Source organism: Streptomyces sp. NPDC027663 (genome assembly GCF_055566415.1).
Genome location: NZ_JBVHSK010000001.1, coordinates 173,417 through 197,419 on the forward strand (window position 1 = coordinate 173,417; position 24,003 = coordinate 197,419).

The window sequence follows — 24,003 nt, forward strand, 5'->3', positions numbered from 1 at the left end:
GTCATTGAACTGACATGTCCGGGCCAGCGTAACACCATCGGTTCGTTCACCGAACTAACTGCCCGGGGAGTGGTTACAGTGGACGGCATGGCACTGGGCAAGGACTACGCGACGCAGGAGTGCTCGATCGCCCGCGCGCTGGAGGTCGTCGGCGAGCGGTGGACGCTGCTCGTCGTCCGCGACGCCATCTACGGCGTCCGGCGCTACAACGACTTCCTCGTCCACCTCGGCATCCCGCGCGCCGTCCTCTCGGCCCGGCTGCGGACGCTGACAGAGGAAGGCATCCTCGAGAAGCGCCGGTACCAGGAGGCGCCGCCCCGGGACGAATACGTCATCACCGAGCGCGGTGCCGCCCTCTGGCCCGCGCTGCGCGCCCTCGGCCGGTGGGGGCGCGACTACGTCGACGGCAGCCGGCTGCGGACCTTCCAGCACGCGGACTGCGGCGGGGACCTCGAGCCGTACGGAATGTGTGCCGCATGCGGAACTCTCGTGCCGGTCTCGGACGTTGTGATGATGCCGGGGCCGGAACTCGAGTCCGCACCGGCGGATCCGGTCAGCAGGGCACTGCTGCGGCCCAAGCGGCTGCTGGAGCCCCTGGAGGCCGATCCGGTGCAGCCCGCACACTGACAGTCGCCGAAGAAAAAAGGGGGGATGCGCTGATGCGCAGCAGTGTCGCCGCCGTGCGTCCCCTCGCCCTCCTGCTGGTCCTGGCGCAGCTGTTGCTGCTCCAGACCGCGCTGCTCGGCACCGGCGGCCTCAGCACCGCCTTCGCCCTCGCCGCGACCGCCACCGCGGCCGCGGTGCTCGCCGCCGGCCTCCTGCTGGCCGCACGCTGCGCACCCGCCGTGCGCCCGGCCCGCGTCCGTACGGCGATACGCGACCGGGCCCGCCGTACGGCATTCCTGCCCCAGCGCGACCCCGACGCGCCCGGCCGGCGGCGGCCCAGAGCCCCCGGACACGCCGGTCCGGCGACCGCCGCGTAGGGCACGTTCCGCACACCTCAGTGCGTGACCCCGCGCGGGTCGTCATGCCGATCTCCCGCTTCCGACCGGCTGTTTCCGGTCGCTCCCGGCACGACGAGACCCCCGGAGGGCTCACCCATGTCCGTTTTCGCCCGCCTGGTCGAGCAGCTCGCCGACCTGCTGACCCCGCTCTTCCACGCCTCCGCGGCCGCCGCCGCGATCGTCCTGTTCACCGCGCTGGTACGGCTCCTCGTCCACCCGCTGTCCCGGGCCGCCGCCCGCGGCCGGCGCGCCCGCGCGGCACTCCAGCCGAGAGTCGCCGAACTGCGCCGCAAGCACGCCGAGGATCCGCAGCGGCTGCAGCAGGCGGTGCTGGCACTGCATGCCGAGGAGAAGGTCTCGCCGCTGTCCGGCTGCCTGCCCAGCCTGCTCCAGGTGCCCGCCTTCTTCCTCCTCTACCACCTCTTCTCCAGCGGCACGATCGGCGGCGCGGACAACGGTCTGCTCGCCCACCGGCTGTTCGCGGCCCCGCTCGGCGGACACTGGGCCGACGCGCTCGCCGACGGAGGGCTGTTCGGCCCGGCGGGGACGGTCTACCTGGTCCTCTTCGCCGCCGTCGCGGCCGTCGCCGCCGTCAACTTCCGGCGCGCCAGGCGGACGATGGCCGAGCAGCCGATACCGGCCGGCCCCGGCGGAGAGCTGCCCGGGCTCGGCACGGTCACCCGGATCATGCCGTTCCTGTCCTTCTTCACGCTCGTCACCGTGGCGGTCGTCCCGCTCGCCGCCGCGCTCTACCTCGTCACCAGCACGGCCTGGAGTGCGGCGGAGCAGGCTCTGCTGTCCCGCTGACCAGGCGGACGGCCACCGCCCGGGCCGGGACCTGGTTACGGTCCAGTACGTGAACAGGGTCTTGCAGAGTGGACAGAGGAATTGGAGGATCGGCCAGTTCCTCCGATGGCTGCACCCATCGGTGGGGCGCCCGCGATCGAGGGAGATTGTGACCATGAAGCTGCTGCGAGTCGGTACGGCAGGTGCGGAGCGCCCTGCCCTGCTCGACGCCGAGGGGACCCTGCGGGACCTGTCGGGCCTCGTGGACGACATCGACGGCGCGCTCCTCGCCGACGTATCCGCGCTCGGCCGGGTCCGGGCGGCCGCCGAGTCCGGCGAGCTTCCGGCGCTGGACCCGGCCGGACTGCGGATCGGGCCCCCGCTCGGCCGTATCGGGAAAGTCGTGTGCATCGGCCTCAACTACCACGACCACGCCCGCGAGACGGGGGTCGAGCCGCCGCCCGAGCCGGTGGTCTTCCTCAAGGCGCCGGACACGGTCGTCGGGCCGCACGACACCGTCCTGGTGCCGCGCGGCTCGGTGAAGACCGACTGGGAGGTCGAACTCGCGGTCGTCATCGGCCGTACCGCCCGCTACCTGGAGTCGGCCGAGGAGGGGCTCGCGCACGTCGCCGGGTACGCGGTGGCGCACGACGTCTCCGAGCGGGAGTTCCAGATCGAGCGCGGCGGGACCTGGGACAAGGGCAAGAACTGCGAGACGTTCAACCCGCTGGGCCCCTGGCTGGTGACGGCCGACGAGGTGCCGGACCCGCAGCGGCTGCCGCTGAAGCTGTGGGTGAACGGCGAACTGAAGCAGGACGGTACGACGGCCGAGCAGATCTTCTCCGTCGGTGAGGTGGTGCAGTACCTCAGCCGGTTCATGACGCTGTACCCCGGGGACGTCATCAACACCGGCACACCGGCCGGGGTCGCCATGGGGCAGCCCGAGCCCAAGCCGTATCTGCGGGGCGGGGACGTGGTGGAGCTGGAGATCGAGGGGCTGGGCCGGCAGCGGCAGGAGCTGAAGGAGGCGTAGGCGCTTCGCCGGAAGCGCCGGGGAACCGCGGTTTTGCCATCGGCTGCGGGCGGGCCTGACTCGTCGCGCCCATCACGCGCCCATCACGTGCCCAGTCCCCGCCGGCCCGAGGCCGTCCCGGGTGACTCCCGCCGCTCCCTCAGCCGGTCGAACGGCCGAGGAACTCCTCCAGCGCCTCCACCACGAACCGGTGGTCCTGGAGCTGGGGCAGGCCGGAGACGGTCACCGCGCCGATCACGCCGACGCCATCGACCGTGATCGGGAACGAGCCGCCGTGGGCCGCGTAGGTGTCCGGATCGAGACGGGAGGACTCCTCGAACGTGGTGCCCTTGGCGCGGAAGCGGGCACCGACCAGGTAGGAGGAGACGCCGTAGCGTTCCACCACCCGCCGCTTGCGGGCGATCCAGGCGTCGTTGTCCGGGACAGAGCCCGGCAGGGCCGCGTGGAAGAGCTGCCGGCCGGCGCGGTGGATGCCGATGGCGACCGGTGCCTGGCGCTCCCGGGCCAGCCCGACCAGCAGGGAGCCGAGAGCCCATGCGTCGTCGTACGTGAACTGCCGGAAGACCAGGCGGCGTTCCTGTTCCTCCAGCTCCTGCACGCTCGGGGTGAGTTCCGGCGTCGGCCTGGGGGTGATCTGCGGCTCGTGCATCAGAGGGTCACCGTCACCTTGTCCCGGGCGGACCTGCGGGCCGCTTCCAGCACGTCGAGCGTGGCGGCCGCCTCCAGGGCGGTCACCGGGTTGGGGCCGGCGCCGGTCACCGCGGCGGCGACGGCCGCGTAGTAGGCAGGGTAGTCGCCGGCGAGAGTCGGTACGGGGGTGCCGCCACCGCTCACCGGGGACTCGCCGGAGCCGATACGACCCCACAGGGCCGTGTCCTCCGCGCCCCACTCCGGGGTGGTGCCGGGGCGGCTGCCCTCGCGCAGGGCCGCCTCCTGCGGGTCCAGACCGTACTTGACGTAGCCCGCGCGGGAGCCGAGCACCCGGAACCGGGGGCCGAGCTGGGCAGCCGTCGCGGAGACGTAGAGGTGGGAGCGGACGCCGCTCGCGTGGGTGAGTGCGATGAAGGTGTCGTCGTCGGTCTCGGCGCCGGGGCGGCGGATGTCCGTCTCGGCGTACACCTCGCTGGCCGGGCCGAAGAGGACCAGGGCCTGGTCGACGACATGGCTGCCGAGGTCGTAGAGCAGCCCTCCGATCTCCGCCGGGTCACCGGACTCGCGCCAGCCGCCCTTGGGCTGGGGGCGCCACCGCTCGAAGCGGGACTCGAAGCGCCAGGCGTCACCGAGTTCTCCGTCGGCGAGGAGCGCGCGGAGGGTCAGGAAGTCGTTGTCCCAGCGGCGGTTCTGGAAGACCGACAGCAGCAGACCGCGCTCGTAGGCCAGGGCGGCGAGCCCCCGGGCCTCCGCCGCGCTACCCGCGACCGGCTTGTCCACGACCACGGGCAGCCCCGCCTTGAGCGCGGCGGTGGCCAGCGGGACGTGGGTCTTGTTCGGGGAGGCGACGACGATCAGGTCCAGTTCGTCCGCGCGGTCGAACAACTCCTCGGGGGTGGCGGCGAGCCGGACGTCCGGGAACTCGGCACGGGCCTGCTGCTGCCGCTCGGGGTTGGCGGTGACCACGGTGTCCAGGGCGAGGCCCTCGGTGGCGGCGATCAGCGGGGCGTGGAAGACGGAGCCGGCGAGGCCGTAGCCGATCAGACCCACGCGGAGGGGGGCAGTAGTCATGTCTCCCACTTTGGCAACGCTGTTGCCAAAGTGCAAGCGGTGGAGAGAATGGATGGCGTGAACAGGACGAGGACCACGAGGAGCGGCGGACCGGCGGGGGCGAACCTGGGCGTGCTGCGCAGCCACAACACCGCACTGGTGCTGGGGCTGCTGCGGGACGCCGGAGCCGAGGGCATCAGCCGCCTGGAACTGGCCGAGCGCACGGGTCTGACCCCGCAGGCCGTCAGCAAGATCACCGCCCGCCTGCGCGAGGAGGGCTTCGCGGCGGAGGCCGGACGACGCGCGTCGACCGGGGGCAAGCCGCGGACGGTACTGCGCCTGGTGCCGGAGGCGGGGCACGCGGTGGGGGTACATCTGGACCGCGACGAGCTGCGGGTCGTGCTCGTGGATCTGGACGGCGCGGTGGTGGGGGAGCGACGCGGCGCACTGGACCTGGGGGCCGGGGCGGAGGCTGTGCTGGGGGCGGTGTGCGGGGCGGTCGAAGGCTTGGTGGGGGAGAGGCTGGACGCGGCGGCCGGTGATGGCGTGGCGGGGGGTGCGTGTGGGCCGGTGGCTGGTGCCGGTGCTGGTGTCGGTGCTGGTGGTCGGGTTTCTGGCACTGGCAGTGGCAGTGGCAGTGACGGTGGCGGTGGGGGCGTCGACGGTCCGGAGGTCGAGGGTGCCTGGCTTGCGGGGGCCGGGTCGCTGCTGGGGGTGGGGGTCGCGCTTCCGGGGCCGTTGGACCATGCGCGAGGCGTACTGCACCGGGTCACCGGGTTTCCTGAGTGGGACGGCTTTCCGCTGCGGGACGCGCTCGCGGAGCGGCTCGGGGTGCCGGTGGTCGTGGACAAGGACACCAACGCCGCCGCTCTCGGGCTGGCGGTCGGGGGCGCGGAGGGGGCCGCGGACCGGTCCTTCGCCTATCTGCACCTCGGTACGGGCCTCGGCGCCGGGCTCGTGATCGGCGGCAGCGTGCACCGCGGGGCGCGGACCGGGGCCGGCGAGTTCGGGCACCAGGTGATCCAGCTGGACGGACCGCGGTGCGAGTGCGGGAACCACGGGTGCGTGGAGGTGCTGTGCCTCGGGGCCGTGGCGCGGGGGGAGATCGCCGAGGCGGCGCGGGTGCTGGGCGTGGCGGCCGGGAACCTGGTGGGGCTGCTGGACATCGACGTGGTGCTGCTCGGAGGGCGGACGGTGGCGGGGGCGGCCGAGGTGTTCGTGCGCGGGGTGGGTGAGGTGCTGGACGAACAGGCCCGGCGGGAGGGGGCGAGCGGGGATCCGGTGCCGGTACGGGTCGCTCCGCGGGGGGAGCGGGTCGTGGCCGAGGGAGCCGCACAGTTGCTGTTGGCGCCGTTGTTCGGGCGGGGGGACGTTTGAGGGGTGCGGCGGGCGATCGCCCCGTAAGGGGCGCGGGGAACCGCGCGACCGGCCACGGCGGACCCGCGGACCGCTACGGCCCGGACCCCGACGGCTCCGGCGGCTACAACGCCGCCCTCATGGCGGAACTCGTCGGCCCCACCGGCAGCGTGGCTGCCGCTCCGGCCGACCGAAATCCGCTCCGCTGATCGAGCGGACTTCGCCACCGCTCCGGAGCGGCAGTCCTGCGCTCCGCACCCCACCCGGCATGGTCATGTGTTCATGAGACTGCGCCCGTCCCTGCCCCTCGGTCTCTCCGCAGCCGCCGCCACGCTCGCCCTCCCGGTGGCTCCGGCAGTCGCCGCCACGCTCGCTCCCACGGTGGCTCCGGCAGCCGCCGCCCCCGGTACGGCCTCCTGTGCCGGCACCGACGCGCGGGCCTTTCCGCTGGCCACCCGGATCCGCGGCGGGCCCGACTCCTACGAGGCGGGGGGCGAGTACGGCACCTGGTACATCGACCTCAGCAACAGCACCAGCCGGACCTGCGCCGGGGTCCACCCGGTCGTCGTCCTCGTCGACGACAAGCGCTCCCTGCGCCCGGGGCAGCCCCGGCTGGACTTCTACGACGGCTCCCGTGCCCGTCCGGTGGCGTTCGAGACCACCGACGAGCAGGAGCTGGTCGGCGTGCTCGACGGCGCCGGGTTCGACGGCTTCACCGTGCCGCCCGGCGAAACCGTCAGCGTCCGGCTCCGGCTCGCGCTCAGCTCCGACGCCGTGGCCGACCGGGTCACCGCCAGCGCCGCCGTCGTGCAGCGCCGGGACCAGGACGGCGACTGGGTCGGGGAGTCCAACGCCTACCACTTCGGTATCGGCGAGAAGGGTGAGGAACCGCCGGACGTCGGGGAAGTGCAGGCCAGCCCTTCCGGCAGCGCGCCGGCCACCGCCGACACCACCTCCGGGACCGATACGACCTCCGGCACCGGTACGACCTCCGGCACCGGTACCACCTCCGGTACCACCTCCGGGACCACCTCCGGTAGCGGCACCGGTACCGCCACGCCGGACTCGTCCCTGCCTTTCGCGGAGGAGGCCGAGCAGGTCGGAGCACGGGCGCGCGAGCTGGCGCGTACCGGGCCCGGACTCGCCCACGGGCTGCTCGCCGCCGCCACCACCCTGCTGACCGTGGGAGCCGGCGCGTTCCTGCTGGCCCGCCGACGCCACTGAGCCCCGCACCCAACCGCCGCCCGCACCCCCGGCCCACACCCCACCCCCGCCCGCACCCACCCTCCCCGAGCCCCGCTTCCCCGGCCGCACCCCCAGCCCCAGCCGCCGCCCGGCCCGCCGCCCCCATCCCCCGCCCGCACCCCAAGCCCCGCCGGCCTCGTTCCGTCTGCGACGATCCACCCGTGGACTACCCGAACGACCAGGCCCCCGGCGCCCCCGTCCGCTCCGGCATTCCGGAGCACGGGCGCATCCCCAAGTACTACGCGGTGAAGGCGCGGATCGCCGCGCAGCTGGAGGAGCTGGGGGAGGGCAGCGTCATCCCCACCGAGCGGGATCTCGCCGAGCGGTACGACGTCGCGCGCGAGACCGTGCGGCAGGCCGTGCGGGAACTGGTGCTGGAGGGCCGGCTCCGGCGCCGCGGCCGCGGAACGGTCGTCGCCGGACCCAAGCTGGCCCAGCCGCTGTCCCTCGCCAGCTACACCGAGGGCGTGCGCCGCCAGGGCCGTACGCCGGGCCGAACCCTCGTCACCCTGGACCGTTTCCCGTGCCCGGACGCCCTCGCAGCCGAGACCGGGCTGACCCGGGGCGAGCCGGTGTGGCACCTGGAGCGCGTGCTGCTGGCCGACGAGGAGCGGGTCGGCCTGGAGAGCACGTACGTGGCCGTCGAGCGGGTGCCGCGACTGGACGTCGACTTCGACCCCGACTCCTCGTTCTACGTCTACCTGAAGGCCCAGGGCATCCACTTCGGCGACGCCGACGAGCGGCTCGAGACCGTGCTGGCCACCCCCCGCGAGGCCCTGCTCATCGGCACCCCGCCCGCCCTGCCGATGCTGCTGATCCACCGGGTGTCCCGGGACACGGAGGGTCGCTCGCTGGAGCGGGTGCGGTCCTTGTACCGGGGCGACCGCTTCTCCTTCACCACCCACCTGCGCGGCTGAGCCCCCACCCACCTGCTCCGCCGATCCCCCGCCCACCTGCTCCGCCGATCTCCGCCCCACCCGCGCCGCTGGAACAGCACCCCTCGCGACCACCCCAATATCGCGAAACGATAACGGGTCTAGCCCAAACGTGATGGGTCGTTCACGCTCTCGTTGTCAGCCGGATGTCTCCGGTTCCCGGATCGCGAGGAGCGTTGCCGCCGTGAGAGTCACAGTCGTAGGAGCCGGCGTGGTGGGCACCATGCACGCCTGGCAAGCAGTGGAGCGCGGCCACCAGGTCGTCCAGATCGAGCGTGAGGCCGAGGCGCGCGGCGCCTCGCTGCGCAACTTCGGGCAGATCTGGGTCAGCGGGCGCGCCGGTGGAGAAGAGCTGGAAGCCGCCCTGCGGGCGCGGGAGCTGTGGGAAGGGATCGGCGGCCGGGTGCCCGGCATCGGGTTCCGGGCCATCGGCTCCCTCACCCCCGTCCGCGACCCTCTCGAACTCGCCGTCGCCGAGGCCGCCGTGGCCCGCCCGGACGCTGCCGCCCGCGGCTACAAGCTGCTCACCCCGGGCGAGGCCCGGGCCCTCAACCCCGCCCTGCGCGGCGAGTTCACCGCCGCCCTGTACTGCGAGCGGGACGCGGCCGTGGAGCCCCGCACCGCCCAGCTCGCCCTGCGCGAAGAGCTGCTGAAGTCGCCGAACTACACGTTCCTGCCGGGCCGAGAGGTCCGAGAGGTGACCGGTGCCGGCACCGTCCGCGACGACCACGGTGACGTGCACCGCGCCGACGCCGTCGTGCTGTGCACCGGCGCCTGGCTCGGCGGGCTGGTCCGCGAACTGGCGGGACCCGATCTGCCCGTGCGCCGCGTCCGGCTGCAGATGATGCAGACCGACCCGCTCGGCGAGCCGCTGACCACCTCGGTCGCCGACGCCGACAGCTTCCGTTACTACCCGGCCTACGCCTCCCCGGCGCTGGACGAGCTGAACGCCCGCCGGCCGCAGCCGGAGACCGCCGCCGCGCACCGGATGCAGCTGCTGATGGTGCAGCGCGCCGACGGCGGCCTGACCATCGGCGACACCCACGAGTACGAGCACCCTTTCGCCTTCGACACCGTCGAGGAGCCGTACGAGCACCTCACCGCTGTCGTGGAGTCCTTCCTCGGCCGGCCGCTGCCGCGCATCCGGCACCGCTGGGCAGGGGTGTACGCGCAGTGCGCCGAGCCCGGGCGGGTGGTGCACCGCGGGCAGGTGCGTGACGGGGTGTGGCTGGTCACCGGGCCCGGCGGGCGCGGGATGACCTGCGCTCCCGCGATAGCCGAGACCACCGCGAACGAACTGGGCTGGTGAGCACCATGACCGACACTCCGGAAGACATCCGTCTCGTCGTCCTCGACATGGCCGGTACGACCGTCGCCGACGGCGGTCTGGTCGAACGGGCCTTCGCCGTGGCCGCCGCCGAACTGGGCGTCGAGCACGGCTCGGCCGAGCACGCCGCACACCTCGCGTACGTCCGCGCCACCATGGGCGAGTCCAAGATCTCCGTCTTCCGGCACCTGTTCGGGGACGAGGACCGCGCCCGGCGCGCCAACTCCGTCTTCGAGAAGGCGTACGGCGACCTGGTGGACGACGGCCTGATCGCCCCCGTCCCCGGTGCCCGCGAGACCATCGAGGAACTGGCCGGCAGCGGCCTCACCGTCGTCCTGACCACCGGTTTCGCCCGGGTCACCCAGGACGCCATCCTCGGCGCCCTCGGCTGGCGGGACCTGGTCCCGCTCACGCTCTGCCCGGCCGACGCCGGCGGGCGCGGGCGGCCGTACCCGGACATGGTCCTGGAGGCCTTCCTCCGCACCAAGGCCGCCGAGGCCGTGACGCAGGTCGCCGTCGTCGGGGACACCTCGTACGACGTGCTGAGCGGCGTACGGGCGGGCGCGGGTCTGGTCGCCGGCGTGCGCACCGGCGCCCACGGCGACGACGCGTTCCGTGCCGCCGGGGCCACCCACGTCCTCGACTCCGTCGCCGGGCTGCCCGCCCTGCTCACGGGAGACCGGTGAGATGGGCATCCGCTTCGACTCCGTCACGGTCGCCTACGACGGCAACGTCGTCCTCGACTCCCTCGATCTGACCGTCGAACCGGGCGAGGTCATGGCGCTGCTCGGGCCGTCCGGATCCGGCAAGACCACCGCGCTGCGGGCGGTCGCCGGGTTCGTCCGGCCCGCGTCCGGGCGGGTGCTCCTCGGCGGCAGGGACGTGACGGACCTGCCGCCGTACCGGCGGGGCATCGGGATGGTCGTCCAGCAGTATGCGCTGTTCCCGCACATGCGGGTGGACGAGAACGTGGCCTTCGGCCTGAAGGCCCGCAGAAGTCCGAGGGTCCCGAGGGGCGAGATACGGCAGCGGGTCACCGAGGCGCTGGAGATGACCGGCATGGCCGCGTACGCCCGCCGGCACCCGCGCGAGCTGTCCGGCGGACAGCAGCAGCGGGTCGCCATCGCCCGCGCACTCGCCATCCGGCCGGACGTGCTGCTGCTGGACGAGCCGCTGTCCGCGCTCGACGCCCGGCTGCGGTCCGGGATGCTGGCCGAACTCGCCCGGCTGCACCGGGAACTGCCGGACGTGTCGATGCTGTACGTCACCCACGACCAGGTCGAGGCGCTGACCCTGGCCGACCGGATCGCGGTGATGGACCAGGCGCGGCTGCAGGCCTGCGGCACGCCGAGGGAGCTGTACCGGTCCCCGGCCAACGCGTTCACGGCGTCCTTCGTGGGCAACGCGAACCTGCTGCCGGTGACGGTGGGCGCCGGGGGCGTCGGCTTCGCGGGCACCGAACTGAAGGTCGACACCGCGGATGCGGCCGTGGGGGCGCAGGCCACGTTGTGCGTACGGCCGCATCTCGTCGGGCTGGGCGAGGGGCCGAACCGGCTCGCGGGCGTCGTGCGGGAGATCCAGTGGCGCGGGGCCACGCATCGGCTGTACGTGGAGGTCGACGGGCACGCGGTGATGGCGGACGTGCGTGAGCTGAAGGATCCGCCGCGGCACGGGGACTGCGTGAACCTGCACTTCGCCTCCGACGACGCGGTGCTGCTGCCCGCGGGGGTGAGCCATGGCTGAGGCCGCACAGGACGGCCGGACCGTCCGCGGCTCGGCGCGCCCGCGCGGCGGCAGCCGCCGGCCGCACACGGCCCCGCGCTCCCACGGGGCGCTCCTGTGGGCCTTGCCTCCGGTCGCGCTCCTCGCCCTCTTCTTCCTCTACCCCCTCGGCCTCGTCGTCCGGCAGTCCTTCCAGCCGGGCATGGGAGGCACCTCCGTCCAGCCGTACGCCGACGTGTTCGCCTCCGAGGCGTTCCGGCATGCGCTGTGGACCACCGTGTGGCTGGCGGGGGCCTCCACCGCCGGCTGTCTGGTCCTGGGGTTCACGCTGGCGCTGGTCATCGCGTTCGTGCCGTTCCCGGGAGCCAAGGCGGTGGCGCGCTTCATCGACGTGTACCTGTCGTTCCCGTCCTTCCTGATCACCCTGGCACTGCTGTTCATCTACGGCACCACCGGCATCGTCGGTTCCTTCCAGTTCCTCACCACCCCCTGGGGGGTGCTGCTGGCGGAGGTCACCTACTTCACGCCGTTCGTGATGCGGCCCCTGCTCGCCGCGTTCTCGCAGCTGGACACCGCGCAGCTGGAGGCGGCCAGTTCGCTGGGGGCGCGGGCACCGCGGATCGTGCGGCAGGTGATCCTGCCCGAGGCGCTGCCCGCGCTCGCGGCCGGCGGCAGCCTCGTACTGGTGCTCTGTCTCAACGAGTTCGGCATCGTGCTGTTCACCGGCGCGAAAGGGGTCACCACCCTGCCGATGCTCGTCTACGGCAAGGCGATCCTGGAGTCCGACTACCCGGGTGCCTGCGTGGTCGCCGTCGTCAACGTCCTGATCTCCGTGGGCCTGTACAGCCTCTACCGGGTGGTGAGCCGTCGTGCTGGTGCATAGCCGCAAGGCCAGGTGGGCCGTGTGGGCGGTGTTCCTCGTCCTCTTCCTGCCGCTGTTCGCCCTGCCTCTCCTCGTCGTCCTGGGCGCCTCCTTCGCCACCCACTGGTCCGGCGTCCTGCCCTCGGACCTGACCACCGCCAACTACCGTTCCGCCACCCGGGGCGAGGCCCTGCAGGCGCTCACCACCAGCCTGCTCACGGCCGTCGCCGCCAGCCTGCTCGCGCTGACCGTCGGCACCTGGGCCGCGCTGGCCGGGGCGGCCCTGAAGGAGCGCTACCGGCGGCTGCTGGACGCGCTGTTCGTGTTGCCGGTCGCCGTGCCCTCGGTCGTCGTGGGACTGTCGGTCCTGGTGGCCTTCTCCCAGCCGCCGATGCTGCTCAACGGCACCCGGTGGATCGTGATCGTCGCGCACACCGTGCTGGTCACCGCCTTCGCCCACCAGTCCGTGTCGGCGGCGGTCACCCGCCTCGACCCGGCCCTCGAACAGGCCGCCGCCTCCCTCGGGGCCCGGCCCTCCTACGTGCTGTGGCGGGTGCGGCTGCCCCTGCTGCTGCCCTCCCTCACCGCCGCAGCCGGCCTCTGCTTCGCCCTCTCCATGGGCGAGCTGAGCGCCACGATGATGCTCTATCCGCCCGACTGGACCCCGCTGCCCGTCCTCATCTACGCGGCCACCGACCGCGGTGCCCTGTTCACCGGCTCCGCCGTCGCCGTGGTCCTCATGGCCGCGACCCTGCTCGTCCTGTTCGCCGTCTCCCGGGTCCGCACCCGGGCGTCGTACCGCTGACACTCCCCGAACCCCTCCGCACACGCCAGGAGTTGGCCTCGCCATGCCCAGAACCCGTGTCACGCTCGCCGTAGCCCTCGCCCTCCTTTCCGCCCCCGCGCTGTCCGCCTGCGGCGGCTTCTCCGCCGCCTCCGATGCCAAGGTGGTCACCGTCTACAGCGCCGACGGCCTCAAGGGCGAGAACGGCGAAGGCTGGTACGACCAGGTCTTCAAGGACTTCGAGAAGCAGACCGGCATCAAGGTCAAGTACGTGGAGGGCGGCTCCGGCGAGATGGTGCAGCGCGCCGTCCGCGAGAAGAGCAACCCCCAGGCCGACGTGCTGGTCACGCTCCCGCCCTTCATCCAGCAGGCCGACGGCAAGGGCCTGCTGCAGAAGTACGCCCCCGAGGGCGCCGACCAGGTCGGCGGCGCCGACAAGGCCGCCGACGGTACCTGGACCTCCGTCGTCAACAACTACTTCGGCTTCGTCTACAACAAGAAGGAGCTGAAGCAGGCTCCCAAGACCTGGGACGAACTGCTCGACGGCACGTACAAGAACAAGCTCCAGTACTCCACGCCCGGCGTGGCCGGCGACGGTACCGCCGTGCTCATCAAGGCCGTCCACGACTTCGGCGGCAAGGACCAGGCCCTCGCCTACCTGAAGAAGCTCCAGGCCAACAACGTCGGGCCGTCCGCCTCCACCGGCAAGCTCGCCCCCAAGGTCGACAAGGGCGAACTCCTCGTCGCCAACGGCGATGTGCAGATGAACTACGCCCAGTCCAAGGACATGCCGAACCTCGGCATCTGGTTCCCGGCCGGCAAGGACGGCAAGCCCACCACCTTCGGCCTGCCCTACGCGGCCGGCCTCGTCACCAAGGCCCCGCACAGCGAGAACGGCAGGAAGCTGCTCGACTTCATGCTCGCGCAGAAGCAGCAGCGGGAGGTCAGCGAGATCGGCGGTGGTTTCGCCGCCCGCCAGGACGTCAAGGCCACCGACGCCAACGCCATCGCGCTGACCAAGCTGATGGACGGCGTGGAGGTCTTCGAGCCCGACTGGAACGACATCGACAAGAACCTCACGTCGTACGTCGAGGACTGGAAGTCGGCCACCGGCAGCTGAGCCCTCCGGGGGTCCGGCCGCCCCCACGGGTGCCGCCCTGCGGTGCCGGCCCGCCGTGTTCGTCCCGCCCGCCGCCGTGGCCGGTGGCGCAGTTCCCGACACGGTCTTCTCGCCGAAGGTCGACACCCGCGTCTCCACCCCGAGCGCCGAGTACGACACCGGCACCACCTCCCGCGCGGTAGCCCGGCTCCGGGACGGCAACCCCGACGCCGTCTTCGTCCACCTCGACAACATCGACCACGCCGGCCACAGCCACGGTGCCGCCTCCCAGCAGTACCTGGACGCCGTCCACGGCGCCGACGCCCAGGTCGGCCAGATCGTCGCCGCCGTCGAGTCCCGGGCGACCTACGCCGACGAGGACTGGCTGATCATGGTCACCGCGGACCACGGTCACACCGACGCCGGCGGCCACGGCGGCTCCACGCTCCAGGAGCGCCAGACCTTCCTGATCGCCACCGGGTCCACCCTGGCGCCCGGCTCGGTCCGCTACGACGTGAAGATGCCGGACGTCGCCGCCTCCGCCCTCGCCCACCTCGGCATCGCGCTCGACCCGGCCTGGGACCTGGACGGCCGTCCCGTGCAGCAGCCCGTGCCGGACGACTTCGACAGCCTGCGCGGCCGGCTGCAGACCCGCGTCGACGAGACCGGCATCCCCGCCGGGCTGCTCGGCTTCACGCACACGCCGCCCGCCGGCTGGTCCGTCGACAACTCCCCCATGGGCACCGGCGGGGTCACCGAGTGGCGCGGCTGGTCCTTCACCACCGACGAGTTCTGGACCCAGGCCCAGCGCGACCAGAACCGCGAGTGCAACATCCGCGCCCGGAACGTCTTCGCGGTCGCCGACGGAGACGAGTGGAACGACAAGGCCCTCACCGGCACCTTCGACTCCACCCTCGTCAGCCCCGCCTACCCGGTGACCGGGGGCCGTACGGCGACCCTGACGTACACCACCCACTACCGGCATGAGGCCCCGCAGAAGGGCGAGGTCCTCGTCTCCTACGACGGCGGCACCCCGGTGCGCGTGAAGACGTACACCGCCGACGTCTCCTCCCGCACCGAGACCGTGACCCTCCAGGTCCCGGCGGGCGCCGCCGGCGTCCGGGTCCGCTTCCGGTACACCGGCGGCAACAACTGGTACTGGATGATCGACGGGGTACGGATCACGCAGGTCTGACTAGGCTGGGGGCGTCGGTACGCCGTGGTTCCGGCGCCCCCGCTCGTTGTCCGTACGTATGCCAGGAGACGCACAACATGGCAGACCGCAAGCCCATCGAATCGTGGCTCACCGACATGGACGGCGTCCTCATCCACGAGGGAGTGCCGATCCCCGGCGCCGACGCCTTCCTGAAGAAGCTGCGCGAGTCCGGCCGACCCTTCCTGGTGCTCACCAACAACTCCATCTACACCGCCCGTGACCTGCACGCCCGGTTGCGCCGGATGGGCCTGGACGTGCCGGTGGAGAACATCTGGACCTCGGCGCTGGCCACCGCCCAGTTCCTCGACGACCAGCGGCCCGGCGGCAGCGCCTACGTCATCGGCGAGGCCGGCCTGACCACCGCGCTGCACGACATCGGCTACATCCTCACCGACCACGAGCCCGACTTCGTGATCCTGGGGGAGACCCGCACCTACTCCTTCGAGGCGCTGACCAAGGCGGTCCGGCTGATCAACGCCGGCGCCCGGTTCATCGCCACCAACCCCGACAACGTCGGCCCCTCCACCGAGGGCGACCTGCCCGCCACCGGCTCGGTCGCCGCGCTGATCACCGCCGCGACCGGCAAGAAGCCGTACTTCGTCGGCAAGCCGAACCCGCTGATGATGCGGGCGGGCCTGAACGCGATCGGCGCCCACTCCGAGACCTCCGCGATGATCGGCGACCGCATGGACACCGACGTGCTCGCCGGCCTGGAGGCCGGGATGCGCACCTTCCTGGTGCTCACCGGCGTCACCCGGCCCACGGACGTCGACCGCTACCCCTTCCGGCCCTCCCAGGTCGTGGACTCCATCGCGGACCTGGTCGACCGGGTCTGAGCACAGGTCCCACCGGGGCCGAAACCCGGCCTCACCCGTTCGGAGCAATCGGGCGCCTCCCGAGGATGCGGGGGCGCCCGGGCCGGGGGAGCCTCCTGATAACTGGAGGTTCACGATGGGCTCACTACGCCTCACTGTCTGTACCGGAATCCTTGCCGCCGTCGTGTTCGCCCCGGCCGCCCACGCGGCCGAGGGCGGCTCGGTCTCCGTGATCCCCGCCCACCCGGGGCCCGGATCCGACATCACCGTGCGGGTCGGCGGCTGCAGCGGCGACCAGGGCGCCGCCTCCTCGCGCGCCTTCGTCGCCGACGCCCGGCTGACCGGTACCCAGGGCACCCTGACCGGCGAGACCCGGATCCGCTCCTCCGCGGCCCCCGGCACCTACGACGTGCGGATCAGCTGTGGCGGCGGCGAGATCACCGGCACGATCACGGTCGGGGCGGCCGGCGCCACCCGGCCCGGGGAGCCCACCGGGCCGTCCGGCGCCGCCTCGCCCGTCGCCCCGGTGGACGCGGGCGGCGGCGGCGCCGCGCACTTCGCCACGGTGGCCACCAGCGGCTCCGGCCCCGGCACCGGCCAAGCCGTGACCGGCCTCGCGCTCGCCGGCGTCGCCTCGGTCGCCGTCGGGCTCCGCGCCCGTCGGAGCCGCCGTACGCGCTGAGCGCCGCCATGTCGGACGACGACGGGCACAAGCCCGGCACCGGACGGATGATCACCGGCCTGGCCTGGGCGCTGTTGCTGGCGGGGCTGTGGCTGTGGGGGCGTGAGGTGAGTGACGTCCGGCCGAGCGCGGAGCGCCCGGCCTCGGGTGACGTCTTCGCCCTCGGCCGCCCCGCCGACCCGGCCATGCTGCCGCGCGCGGCGAAACCGCTGGCCGCGGCGGTGCCCCAGCGCATCGACATCCCGCGGCTGGGCGTCCAGGCGCCGGTGGTGGTCCGCGGTCTGGACGCCCGGGGCGCGATCGACCCGCCGCCCTACGACCAGCCGGGCGTGGTCGGCTGGTACGGCGCCGGGACCGCACCCGGCGCCGCGGGAGCGGCCCTGATGGTGGGGCACGTCGACACCACGACCAGGCCCGCCGTGTTCTACCGGCTCAGCACCCTCGTGGCCGGCGAGACCGTCCGGGTGGTCCGCTCGGACGGCAAGGTCGCCGAGTTCACCATCGACGACGTCAGCGTGCTGCCCCGCGAGGGCTTCGACGCCCGCCGGGCCTACGGCCCCCACAAGGCGGGCCGCGCCGAACTGCGTCTGATCACGTGCGGCGGCACCTTCGACCGCGTGGGCCGCAGCTACACGGCGAACGTGGTGGTCTCCGCCTACCTCACCGGAACCGGCCGCTGACCGCGCCGAGCGGCTTCGTGCCGGCCACGGGCGGGGTCACACGGACACCGGGGACAGGCGGGTGCGGATGTTGCCGAAGTGGTCCCTTATGGCCCGCTCGGCCCGCAGGGAGTCGCCGGACCGGACCGCGTCGAGGATCTCCCGGTGCTGGCGGCAGGTGACCCGCGGATCCTGCGGCACGTCCACCAGGTCCTGCCGGACGCGGTGAAAGGCCTCCCAGAACGCCTCCAGCACCTCGCCCAGCAGTACGTTGTCCAGCCCCCGGTAGAGGGTGGCGTGAAAGGCACGGTCGGTCTCGGCGAGGCCGGCCCCCTCGGCGGCCTCCCGTTCCATGCGGTCCACGAGTGCGTCCAGCTCCACCAGGTCCGCCTCCGGCAGCCGCCCGGCCAGCCGTGACACCAGTCCGGTCTCGACCGCCTCGCGCAGCTCCAGCAGCTGGAGCAGGGAGTCCTCGCCGCGGTAGTGGCCGGCGACGGTGCGGAAGGCGAGCCCCTCGATCATCGGCGCGAACGACATCGAGCCGACGTACGTCCCGAAACCGTGCCGGATCTCCACGATGCCCATGGCCTGGAGCGCCTTCAGGGCCTCGCGCACCGAGTTCCGGCTCGCCCCGAGCAGCCGCATCAGCTCCGGCTCGGTGGGCAGCGGCGCACCCGAGGGCAGCCGCTGGTCCACGATCAGCTTCTTGATCCGCTCTTGGAGGTCCCGGGCTGCCATGGCCAGAGGGTATCCGGCCATTCGTGAGGAGGGCCCGGTTCCGGCCGCCCGGAGACGGCCCACCGCGGCTCAGGGGGGGCGTGGCGAGGCCCCAGCGCGCGCGGCGCAGACGTGCAGAAACAGAGATGGCGAGCCGGATCCGCCTGGTGTGCGGACGTGGCTCGCCATCGTCATCGTGCGCCGCCAGGGACTCGAACCCCGGACCCGCTGATTAAGAGTCAGCTGCTCTAACCAACTGAGCTAGCGGCGCCTGCTGACGGGAAAACTCTACCTGACCTCCGGGGGTGCTTCCGACCACCCCCGGATGGCCCGCAGGTCGCACGGAGGAGCCGCGTACATCATTCGGACCGTCAAAATGCGCGTTCTGAGCACAGTTGGGAAACTGATCAACGTGCACACTCGCGGACACATCACCCCCGAATGTGAGGCAGGTCGCATGAGCGCTCCGGTGTTCGAGGACGTCGCCCCCGAGAGCGACTGCGACTGCCCCGGCTGCGTCGACCGGCGACGGACCACTCCCGGCTCGCTGCCCGGCCGCCTCGGCGGCCACCCCGCCGCCCGTGGAGTCGTGGTCGTGGCCGCCACGTCCGCGGCCCTCGGTGCGGTCCCCCCGGCCGCCGCCCTCACCCTTGGCCACTCCCCGCACCGCCAGGCCGTGCCCGGCGACGGCGAGCCCGACACCCCGCAGGGCACCAAGGCCCCGCTGCACGGATCGGGGGGCAGACCGGGGGCGTCCACCGCCCCGCTTCCCACCACCACCCGCACCGACATCATCAAGCGGGCCAAGGTCTGGGTGACCGCGAAGGTGCCGTACAGCATGTACGCCTTCTGGTCCGACGGCTACCGGCAGGACTGCTCGGGCTATGTCTCCATGGCCTGGGGCCTGCCGGGCAACGAGTGGACGGGCAGCCTCGACCAGTTCGGGGTGAAGATCACCAAGGAGCAGCTGCAGCCCGGCGACATCCTGCTCTACCACAACCCGGACAACCCCGAGAAAGGCTCCCACGTGGTGATCTTCGGCGGCTGGACGGACTACACGCACACCTACTACACGGTCTACGAGCAGACGCCCCCGCACGCCCGCCGCCAGACCACGCCCTATCCCTACTGGAGCCACACCGACAAATACGTCCCCTACCGCTACAAGGGCGTGACGAAGGCCGGCGCCGCAGCGGCCGCCGGTGCCGGGCCGGCGGCCGGCGCGAAGGCGCAGGTGCCCTACCCGGGTGCGGCCCACTTCGGGCCCGGCGCCGACAACAAGTACGTCACCCTGCTCGGCGAGATGCTCATCGGCCGGGGCGGGCGCGCCTACTACGCGAAGGGCCCCGGTCCGGTCTGGGGCGAGGCGGACCAGCAGGCCACCCAGGCGTTCCAGCAGGCCCAGGGCTGGACGGGTGCCGAGGCCGACGGGCTGCCCGGGCCGCGCACCTGGGAACTGCTCACCAAGGGCCAGGGCAGGAACATCGCCTCGGGCGCCGCCGGGCCGGGCCGCCCGGCCTCGCACGGCGTGCCCGGCTATCCCGGACGGAACCACTTCCGGCCGGGTGCGGCCAACGACTACGTGACCGAGCTGGGCGTCCAGCTGGTGAAGAAGGGGTTCGGCCGGTTCTACGCCCTCGGCCCGGGCCCGCACTGGGGCGAGGCGGACCGCAGGGCGGTGGAGGCCTTCCAGCGCACCCAGGGCTGGCGGGGCGGCGCGGCGGACGGCTATCCGGGGCCGGAGACCTGGCGCCGCCTGTTCGCCTGACCGTCCCCCGCCGTCCGGGACCGGGCCCCGGCGCGTTCCTGCCCACACCTGCACATCCCACCCCTGTTCATGACGCATCTGGCGCGGAGGCTGGAGGCACGCATGAGTACGACCACGTCACACACACCGCCGGAATCCGAGGAGCAGCCGGAGGGCGGCGCCGTGAGCCCCGGCACCCGGCCGGCCCGCCTCATCCAGAACGAGGCGACCACCGAGATCCCCGTCCATCTGCTCTTCAGGGACGACCCCGACCCGGTGGAGGTGCCGCTGAAGCCTGCCGTGGTGGCCCGCAGGCAGGGCACCGGCGAGCAGCCCCGGCTGCGCCGCCCGGTCCCGGTCCGCCGGCGGCCGCTGCCGGAGGTGGACTCGGAGCTGGTGGAACGCCCGGCGCGGGTGCTGCCCGGCGCGGCCGGGGTGCTCGCCGGGGCCTGTGGGGTCACCGGGTGCCTGGCCGCCACATGGTGGGCGGGTCTGCTGCCGCCGCTGCTGGCGGAGGCGCTGCGCCTGCCGGTGTACGCGGGCGCGGGCCTCGGCCCGGCCCAGTGGGCGGCGTACGCCGGGGCCGGTGCGCTCGGTGCGGCCGGCTTCGGCGGGCTGACCCGGGGGCGGACCGGACGGGCCTGGGTCCTCGGCCTGTTCGGCCGCTACCGGGGGACGGTCCGGCGCACCGGGCTGCTCTGGGTGAACCCGCTGGTGCTGCGGCGCCGGGTGGATGTGCGGCTGCGGCACTGGCGCAGTGAGGCGATGACGGCGACGGACCCCGACGGTATGGCGCTGCGGGTGGTCGTGCTGGTGGTGTGGCGGGTGCGGGACACCGCGCGGGCCCTGCTCGGCGTCGAGGACCACGAGACCTATCTGCGCGAGTGCGTGGAGTCGGCGCTGGCCCGGGTGCCGGTGGAGCCGGCGGGCGGCACGCGGGGCGGGACGACGGCGGCCGGGGACGCGCTGACCCGGCTGGTGGCGACGGAGGCGGCTCCGGTCGGCATGGAGGTGTTCTCGGTGCAGCCGGTGCGGGTGGAGTACGCCCCCGAGGTGGCCGCCGCGATGCACCGGCGCCGGATCGCCGCGCTGGACGCCCGGCAGCGGGCCAGCATGCTCAGCTCGGTGGTGGACTCGGTGGAGGACACGGTGACCCGGCTGACCGTGCGCGGACTGGTCGAACTGGACGACTACGAGCGCAAGGTGCTGGTCCGTGACCTGACGGTGGCGTTCTGTTCGGGGCGCGGGGAGCCGGTGTAGCAGGCCGGCTGCGTATTGGTATGGACATGTTCAACTAACGGCAATAATCTGAGACTTGGTCTAGACCTACCTGCACAGCTCACCGAACTCCCCACGTTCCAAGGAGCGGCAGCATGCGCACCAAGACCAAGTTGTCCGCAGTCGTGCTGGGCGCGGTGACCGCCGGAGCCTTCGCGCTCTCCACCGGCGGCGCCAGCGGGCACGGCTACACCGACCTCCCCATCAGCAGGCAGAAGCTCTGCCAGAACGGCACCGTGGCGAACTGCGGTTCGATCCAGTGGGAACCGCAGAGTGTCGAGGGCCCCAAGGGATTCCCGGCCGCCGGGCCCGCGGACGGTCAGATCTGTAACGCGGGACTGAGCCAGTTCGCCCAGCTCAGCTCTCCGAAGACGCCGTCCGGCGCGACCTGGCCCACCACCCGGGTGACGGGCGGTCAGTCGTACACCTTCCGCTGGCAGTTCACGGCCATGCACGCCACGACCGACTTCAGGTACTACGTCACCAGGCCGGGCTGGAACCAGAACCACAACCTCGCCCGCTCGGACCTCAACCTGACCCCGTTCCTGACGGTGCCCTACAACGGCCAGCGCCCGCCGGCCACGCTCAGCCACAGCGGCACCCTGCCGTCCGGCCTGAGCGGTCATCACGTCATCGTCGCGGTATGGACGATCGCCGACACGGGCAACGCGTTCTACGCCTGCTCGGACGTCACCTTCTGATCCGCCTTCCGGTACGGCTTGGAAACTGAGGTTCCCTTGAGGCCGAGTGCCCCACGCGCCGGATAGGTTCCCGCCACACCGTTCGACCGGAAGCGGCGGACCGACCTCGGGGGAACCTCATGTTCGAATTCTTCTTCTACGCCGTGCCCAGCCTCGTGATCGCGGGCTTCGTCGCCGCCGCCTGTCTGCTGATCCGCCGCGCCCGGCGGATCAGCAGGACGTGGGAGCACGGCCTGACGGCCGAGGCGCGCTGCCTGCGGATGTACACGACGACCAGCGGGGGCGGCGGGGACACGTCCGTGCGCACGACCCTGCACCACGTCTACGAGTTCACCACCCGGGAGGGCCGCACGGTCCGTTTCGAGGAGGAGGACGGTTCGTCCACCGTGCTGGAGGGCGACTTCGTGACCGTCCGCTACCTCCCGGAGGTGCCCGAGCTGGCCACCGCGCTGCCGCCCGCGCCCGGCAAGCTCGCCGCCGGCACCGGCTGCGGTCTGGTCTTCGTCGGCGTGGCCATCGCCTTCTGCGTCGGCTTCATGCTCCTCGCCCACGGGATGTTCGCCGAGTCGGACGGCATGCTGCCCTGACCCTCCCTTTCTGACAGACAGTCAGCTACCGTGCCGGGCCATGGAGTCCACGCTGCGCACGGTAGCCGAGCTGGTCGCGGCCCGCTGGGACGACCACCGGCCGGGGCTGTGGTGCGAGGGCCGGGTGCTGACGCAGCACGAGGTGGCCGCCGGTGCCGCAGCCCGGGCCGCGCTGCTGGCCGACCTGCTGCCCCCGGGTGCACCACCACACGTCGGGGTGCTGCTCGACAACACCGAGGAGTTCCCGCTCTGGCTCGGCGCCGCCGCGCTCGCCGGGGCGGCCGTCGCCGGGATCAACCCCACCCGCCGCGGACCCGAGCTGGCCCGGGACATCCGGCACACCGAATGCCCGCTCCTGGTCCTGGAGCGGGCCCGGCTGCCGCTGCTGGCCGGGCTCGACCTGCCCGGGGTACGGCTCCTCGTCACGGACACCCCCGAGTACGGCGCCCTCCTCGCCCCCTACTGCGGCGCCGTGCCGGACCCGGCCCGGGCGACCCCGGCCGACCGGCTGCTGCTGTACTTCACCTCCGGCTCCACCGGCGCCCCCAAGGCCGCGATCTGCTCCCAGGGCCGGCTGGCGACGGCCGGGCAGGCCCTGCGGCGGCAGTTCGGGGTCCGCCCGGACGACGTGCACTACATCTGCATGCCGATGTTCCACGGCAACGCGGTGATCGCGGACTGGGCGCCCGCGCTGGCCGCCGGTGCCGGGGTGGCGCTGCGCCGTCGCTTCTCGGCCTCCGGATTCCTGCCCGACGTGCGCCGCTACCGGGCGACCTACTTCACCTACGTCGGCCGTGCGATCCAGTACCTCCTCGCCACCGAGGCGCGGCCGGACGACCGGGACCATCCGCTGCGGCTCGGTTTCGGCACGGAGGCGGGCGCGGTGGACGCGGCGGCCTTCGAGCGGCGGTTCGGGGTGCGGCTGGTGGAAGGGTACGGCTCCTCCGAGGGCGGGGCGGCGATCCAGTGGGCGCCCGGCACCCCGGCGGGCGCGGTGGGCCCGGCCGGGCCCGGCCTGGTGGTGCTGGATCCCGGCACCGGGCGGGAGTGCCCGCGCGCCCTCTTCGACCGCGCCGGGCGGCTGCTCAACGGCGAGGAGGCGATAGGTGAGCTGGTGAACCGGGCGCCGAGCCCCTTCGAGGGCTACTGGCGCAACCCCGCCGCCGAGGCGGAGCGGCGCAGGGGCGGGGCGTACTGGACCGGTGACCTCTTCTACCGCGACGCCGACGGCTATCTCTACTTCGCGGGCCGTACCGACGACCGGATCCGGGTCGACGGGGAGAACCTGGCCGCCGCGATGATCGAGAACATCGTCGCCCGGTACGCGGGCGCACAGGCCGTCGCCGTGTACGGGGTGCCGGACCCGGTCACCGGGGACCAGGTGATGGCGACGATCGCCGGGTCCTTCGATCCGGCGGGCTTCGCGGAGTTCCTGGCGGCCCAGCCCGACCTCGGCACGAAGATGGCGCCCCGGTTCGTGCGGGTGGTGGAGCGGATGCCGGTGACGGCGACGAACAAGATCGAGCGGGCCCGGCTGCGGCGGGAGGGGTACCTGTGCGCCGATCCGGTGTGGTGGCGGCCACCGGGTGAGGAGTCGTACCAGCGGCTGAGCAGGGAAGACGCCGAAGGGCCCCTCGCTTTCGCGAGGGACCCTTCGATCTCGTGCGCCGCCAGGGACTCGAACCCCGGACCCGCTGATTAAGAGTCAGCTGCTCTAACCAACTGAGCTAGCGGCGCATGACTCCCG

The 24,003-nt window shown here is 73.0% G+C and carries 24 protein-coding genes, 2 tRNA genes and 1 pseudogene; 22 read left to right on the top strand and 5 right to left on the bottom strand.

What is annotated here, in order from left to right:
* Positions 1-87 precede the first annotated feature (87 nt).
* The 4 genes from ACZ4SF_RS00730 (at position 88) to ACZ4SF_RS00745 (ending at position 2,823) form a co-directional block, all read left to right on the top strand.
* Entirely contained in the window at positions 88-627 is a 540-nt protein-coding gene (locus ACZ4SF_RS00730) for a winged helix-turn-helix transcriptional regulator (RefSeq protein ID WP_468376277.1), read from the top strand.
* Positions 628-659: 32 nt separating this feature from the next.
* Complete coding sequence (locus tag ACZ4SF_RS00735; protein ID WP_468376280.1) at positions 660-983, top strand: DUF6412 domain-containing protein; 324 nt, start codon at positions 660-662, stop codon at positions 981-983.
* A 117-nt stretch (positions 984-1,100) separates the two neighbouring features.
* Positions 1,101-1,811 (top strand): YidC/Oxa1 family membrane protein insertase, encoded by a 711-nt coding sequence (locus tag ACZ4SF_RS00740; RefSeq protein WP_468376283.1) that lies wholly within the window; start codon positions 1,101-1,103, stop codon positions 1,809-1,811.
* A 154-nt stretch (positions 1,812-1,965) separates the two neighbouring features.
* Positions 1,966-2,823 carry a fumarylacetoacetate hydrolase family protein gene (locus ACZ4SF_RS00745; protein WP_468376286.1) on the top strand — a complete coding sequence of 286 codons (858 nt, stop codon included), beginning with the start codon at positions 1,966-1,968 and terminating at the stop codon, positions 2,821-2,823.
* A 139-nt stretch (positions 2,824-2,962) separates the two neighbouring features.
* Here ACZ4SF_RS00745 and ACZ4SF_RS00750 read toward each other — a convergent pair whose 3' ends face one another.
* Positions 2,963-3,472: a heme-degrading domain-containing protein gene (locus ACZ4SF_RS00750; RefSeq protein WP_468376289.1), complete on the bottom strand. Its 510-nt coding sequence runs from the start codon at positions 3,470-3,472 to the stop codon at positions 2,963-2,965.
* Positions 3,472-4,545 carry a Gfo/Idh/MocA family protein gene (locus tag ACZ4SF_RS00755; protein WP_468376292.1) on the bottom strand — a complete coding sequence of 358 codons (1,074 nt, stop codon included), beginning with the start codon at positions 4,543-4,545 and terminating at the stop codon, positions 3,472-3,474. The genes ACZ4SF_RS00750 and ACZ4SF_RS00755 overlap by 1 nt, the downstream gene beginning before the upstream one ends.
* A 48-nt stretch (positions 4,546-4,593) precedes the next feature.
* Between ACZ4SF_RS00755 and ACZ4SF_RS00760 the strand changes: the two genes are divergently transcribed.
* From ACZ4SF_RS00760 to ACZ4SF_RS00820, 13 genes are all read left to right on the top strand, one after another.
* Positions 4,594-5,901 (top strand): ROK family transcriptional regulator, encoded by a 1,308-nt coding sequence (locus ACZ4SF_RS00760; protein ID WP_468378253.1) that lies wholly within the window; start codon positions 4,594-4,596, stop codon positions 5,899-5,901.
* Positions 5,902-6,162: 261 nt separating this feature from the next.
* Positions 6,163-7,104: a hypothetical protein gene (locus ACZ4SF_RS00765; RefSeq protein WP_468376295.1), complete on the top strand. Its 942-nt coding sequence runs from the start codon at positions 6,163-6,165 to the stop codon at positions 7,102-7,104.
* 182 nt (positions 7,105-7,286) lie between these two features.
* Entirely contained in the window at positions 7,287-8,042 is a 756-nt protein-coding gene (locus ACZ4SF_RS00770; protein ID WP_468376298.1) for a GntR family transcriptional regulator, read from the top strand.
* A gap of 202 nt (positions 8,043-8,244) precedes the next feature.
* Positions 8,245-9,369, top strand: a complete 1,125-nt coding sequence (locus tag ACZ4SF_RS00775) for a TIGR03364 family FAD-dependent oxidoreductase (RefSeq protein WP_468376301.1) — start codon at positions 8,245-8,247, stop codon at positions 9,367-9,369.
* 5 nt (positions 9,370-9,374) lie between these two features.
* Entirely contained in the window at positions 9,375-10,073 is a 699-nt protein-coding gene (locus ACZ4SF_RS00780) for an HAD family hydrolase (RefSeq protein WP_468376304.1), read from the top strand.
* A 1-nt stretch (position 10,074) separates the two neighbouring features.
* Positions 10,075-11,130 (top strand): ABC transporter ATP-binding protein, encoded by a 1,056-nt coding sequence (locus ACZ4SF_RS00785; protein WP_468376307.1) that lies wholly within the window; start codon positions 10,075-10,077, stop codon positions 11,128-11,130.
* Positions 11,123-11,992 (top strand): 2-aminoethylphosphonate ABC transporter permease subunit, encoded by an 870-nt coding sequence (locus ACZ4SF_RS00790; RefSeq protein WP_468376309.1) that lies wholly within the window; start codon positions 11,123-11,125, stop codon positions 11,990-11,992. The genes ACZ4SF_RS00785 and ACZ4SF_RS00790 overlap by 8 nt, the downstream gene beginning before the upstream one ends.
* On the top strand, positions 11,979-12,776 hold the full coding sequence (locus ACZ4SF_RS00795; RefSeq protein ID WP_468376312.1) for an ABC transporter permease: 798 nt from the start codon (positions 11,979-11,981) through the stop codon (positions 12,774-12,776). The genes ACZ4SF_RS00790 and ACZ4SF_RS00795 overlap by 14 nt, the downstream gene beginning before the upstream one ends.
* A gap of 43 nt (positions 12,777-12,819) precedes the next feature.
* Positions 12,820-13,875: a 2-aminoethylphosphonate ABC transporter substrate-binding protein gene (locus ACZ4SF_RS00800; RefSeq protein WP_468376315.1), complete on the top strand. Its 1,056-nt coding sequence runs from the start codon at positions 12,820-12,822 to the stop codon at positions 13,873-13,875.
* Positions 13,876-13,930: 55 nt separating this feature from the next.
* Positions 13,931-15,049, top strand: coding sequence for an alkaline phosphatase family protein (locus ACZ4SF_RS00805; RefSeq protein ID WP_468376318.1), 1,119 nt, complete (start codon positions 13,931-13,933; stop codon positions 15,047-15,049).
* A gap of 77 nt (positions 15,050-15,126) precedes the next feature.
* Complete coding sequence (locus ACZ4SF_RS00810) at positions 15,127-15,906, top strand: HAD-IIA family hydrolase (protein WP_468376322.1); 780 nt, start codon at positions 15,127-15,129, stop codon at positions 15,904-15,906.
* A 115-nt stretch (positions 15,907-16,021) separates the two neighbouring features.
* Positions 16,022-16,567 (top strand): hypothetical protein, encoded by a 546-nt coding sequence (locus ACZ4SF_RS00815; RefSeq protein WP_468376325.1) that lies wholly within the window; start codon positions 16,022-16,024, stop codon positions 16,565-16,567.
* An 8-nt stretch (positions 16,568-16,575) separates the two neighbouring features.
* On the top strand, positions 16,576-17,247 hold the full coding sequence (locus tag ACZ4SF_RS00820; RefSeq protein WP_468376328.1) for a class F sortase: 672 nt from the start codon (positions 16,576-16,578) through the stop codon (positions 17,245-17,247).
* Positions 17,248-17,283: 36 nt separating this feature from the next.
* On the opposite strand, the gene ACZ4SF_RS00825 is transcribed toward ACZ4SF_RS00820, so the two are convergent.
* Both ACZ4SF_RS00825 and ACZ4SF_RS00830 read right to left on the bottom strand, forming a co-directional pair.
* Entirely contained in the window at positions 17,284-17,964 is a 681-nt protein-coding gene (locus ACZ4SF_RS00825; protein WP_468376331.1) for a FadR/GntR family transcriptional regulator, read from the bottom strand.
* Between the two features lie 176 nt (positions 17,965-18,140).
* Positions 18,141-18,214 (bottom strand) — tRNA-Lys (locus ACZ4SF_RS00830).
* 186 nt (positions 18,215-18,400) lie between these two features.
* On the opposite strand from ACZ4SF_RS00830, the gene ACZ4SF_RS00835 reads away from it, so the two are divergent.
* The 5 genes and pseudogenes from ACZ4SF_RS00835 to ACZ4SF_RS00855 all read left to right on the top strand — a co-directional run bounded on the left by ACZ4SF_RS00835 (position 18,401) and on the right by ACZ4SF_RS00855 (position 23,954).
* The gene (locus ACZ4SF_RS00835) at positions 18,401-19,711 is read left to right on the top strand and encodes a peptidoglycan-binding protein (protein WP_468376333.1); all 1,311 of its coding nucleotides are present in this window, start codon (positions 18,401-18,403) and stop codon (positions 19,709-19,711) included.
* 102 nt (positions 19,712-19,813) lie between these two features.
* Positions 19,814-20,950: an SPFH domain-containing protein gene (locus tag ACZ4SF_RS00840; RefSeq protein WP_468376335.1), complete on the top strand. Its 1,137-nt coding sequence runs from the start codon at positions 19,814-19,816 to the stop codon at positions 20,948-20,950.
* A gap of 113 nt (positions 20,951-21,063) precedes the next feature.
* Positions 21,064-21,669: a lytic polysaccharide monooxygenase auxiliary activity family 9 protein gene (locus ACZ4SF_RS00845; protein ID WP_468376339.1), complete on the top strand. Its 606-nt coding sequence runs from the start codon at positions 21,064-21,066 to the stop codon at positions 21,667-21,669.
* Between the two features lie 119 nt (positions 21,670-21,788).
* Positions 21,789-22,256 carry a DUF3592 domain-containing protein gene (locus ACZ4SF_RS00850; protein ID WP_468376342.1) on the top strand — a complete coding sequence of 156 codons (468 nt, stop codon included), beginning with the start codon at positions 21,789-21,791 and terminating at the stop codon, positions 22,254-22,256.
* 40 nt (positions 22,257-22,296) lie between these two features.
* Positions 22,297-23,954: pseudogene (locus ACZ4SF_RS00855) on the top strand (AMP-binding protein).
* Here ACZ4SF_RS00855 and ACZ4SF_RS00860 read toward each other — a convergent pair.
* Positions 23,920-23,993 (bottom strand) — tRNA-Lys (locus ACZ4SF_RS00860). The pseudogene ACZ4SF_RS00855 and the gene ACZ4SF_RS00860 overlap by 35 nt on opposite strands.
* Between the last annotated feature and the right edge of the window lie 10 nt (positions 23,994-24,003).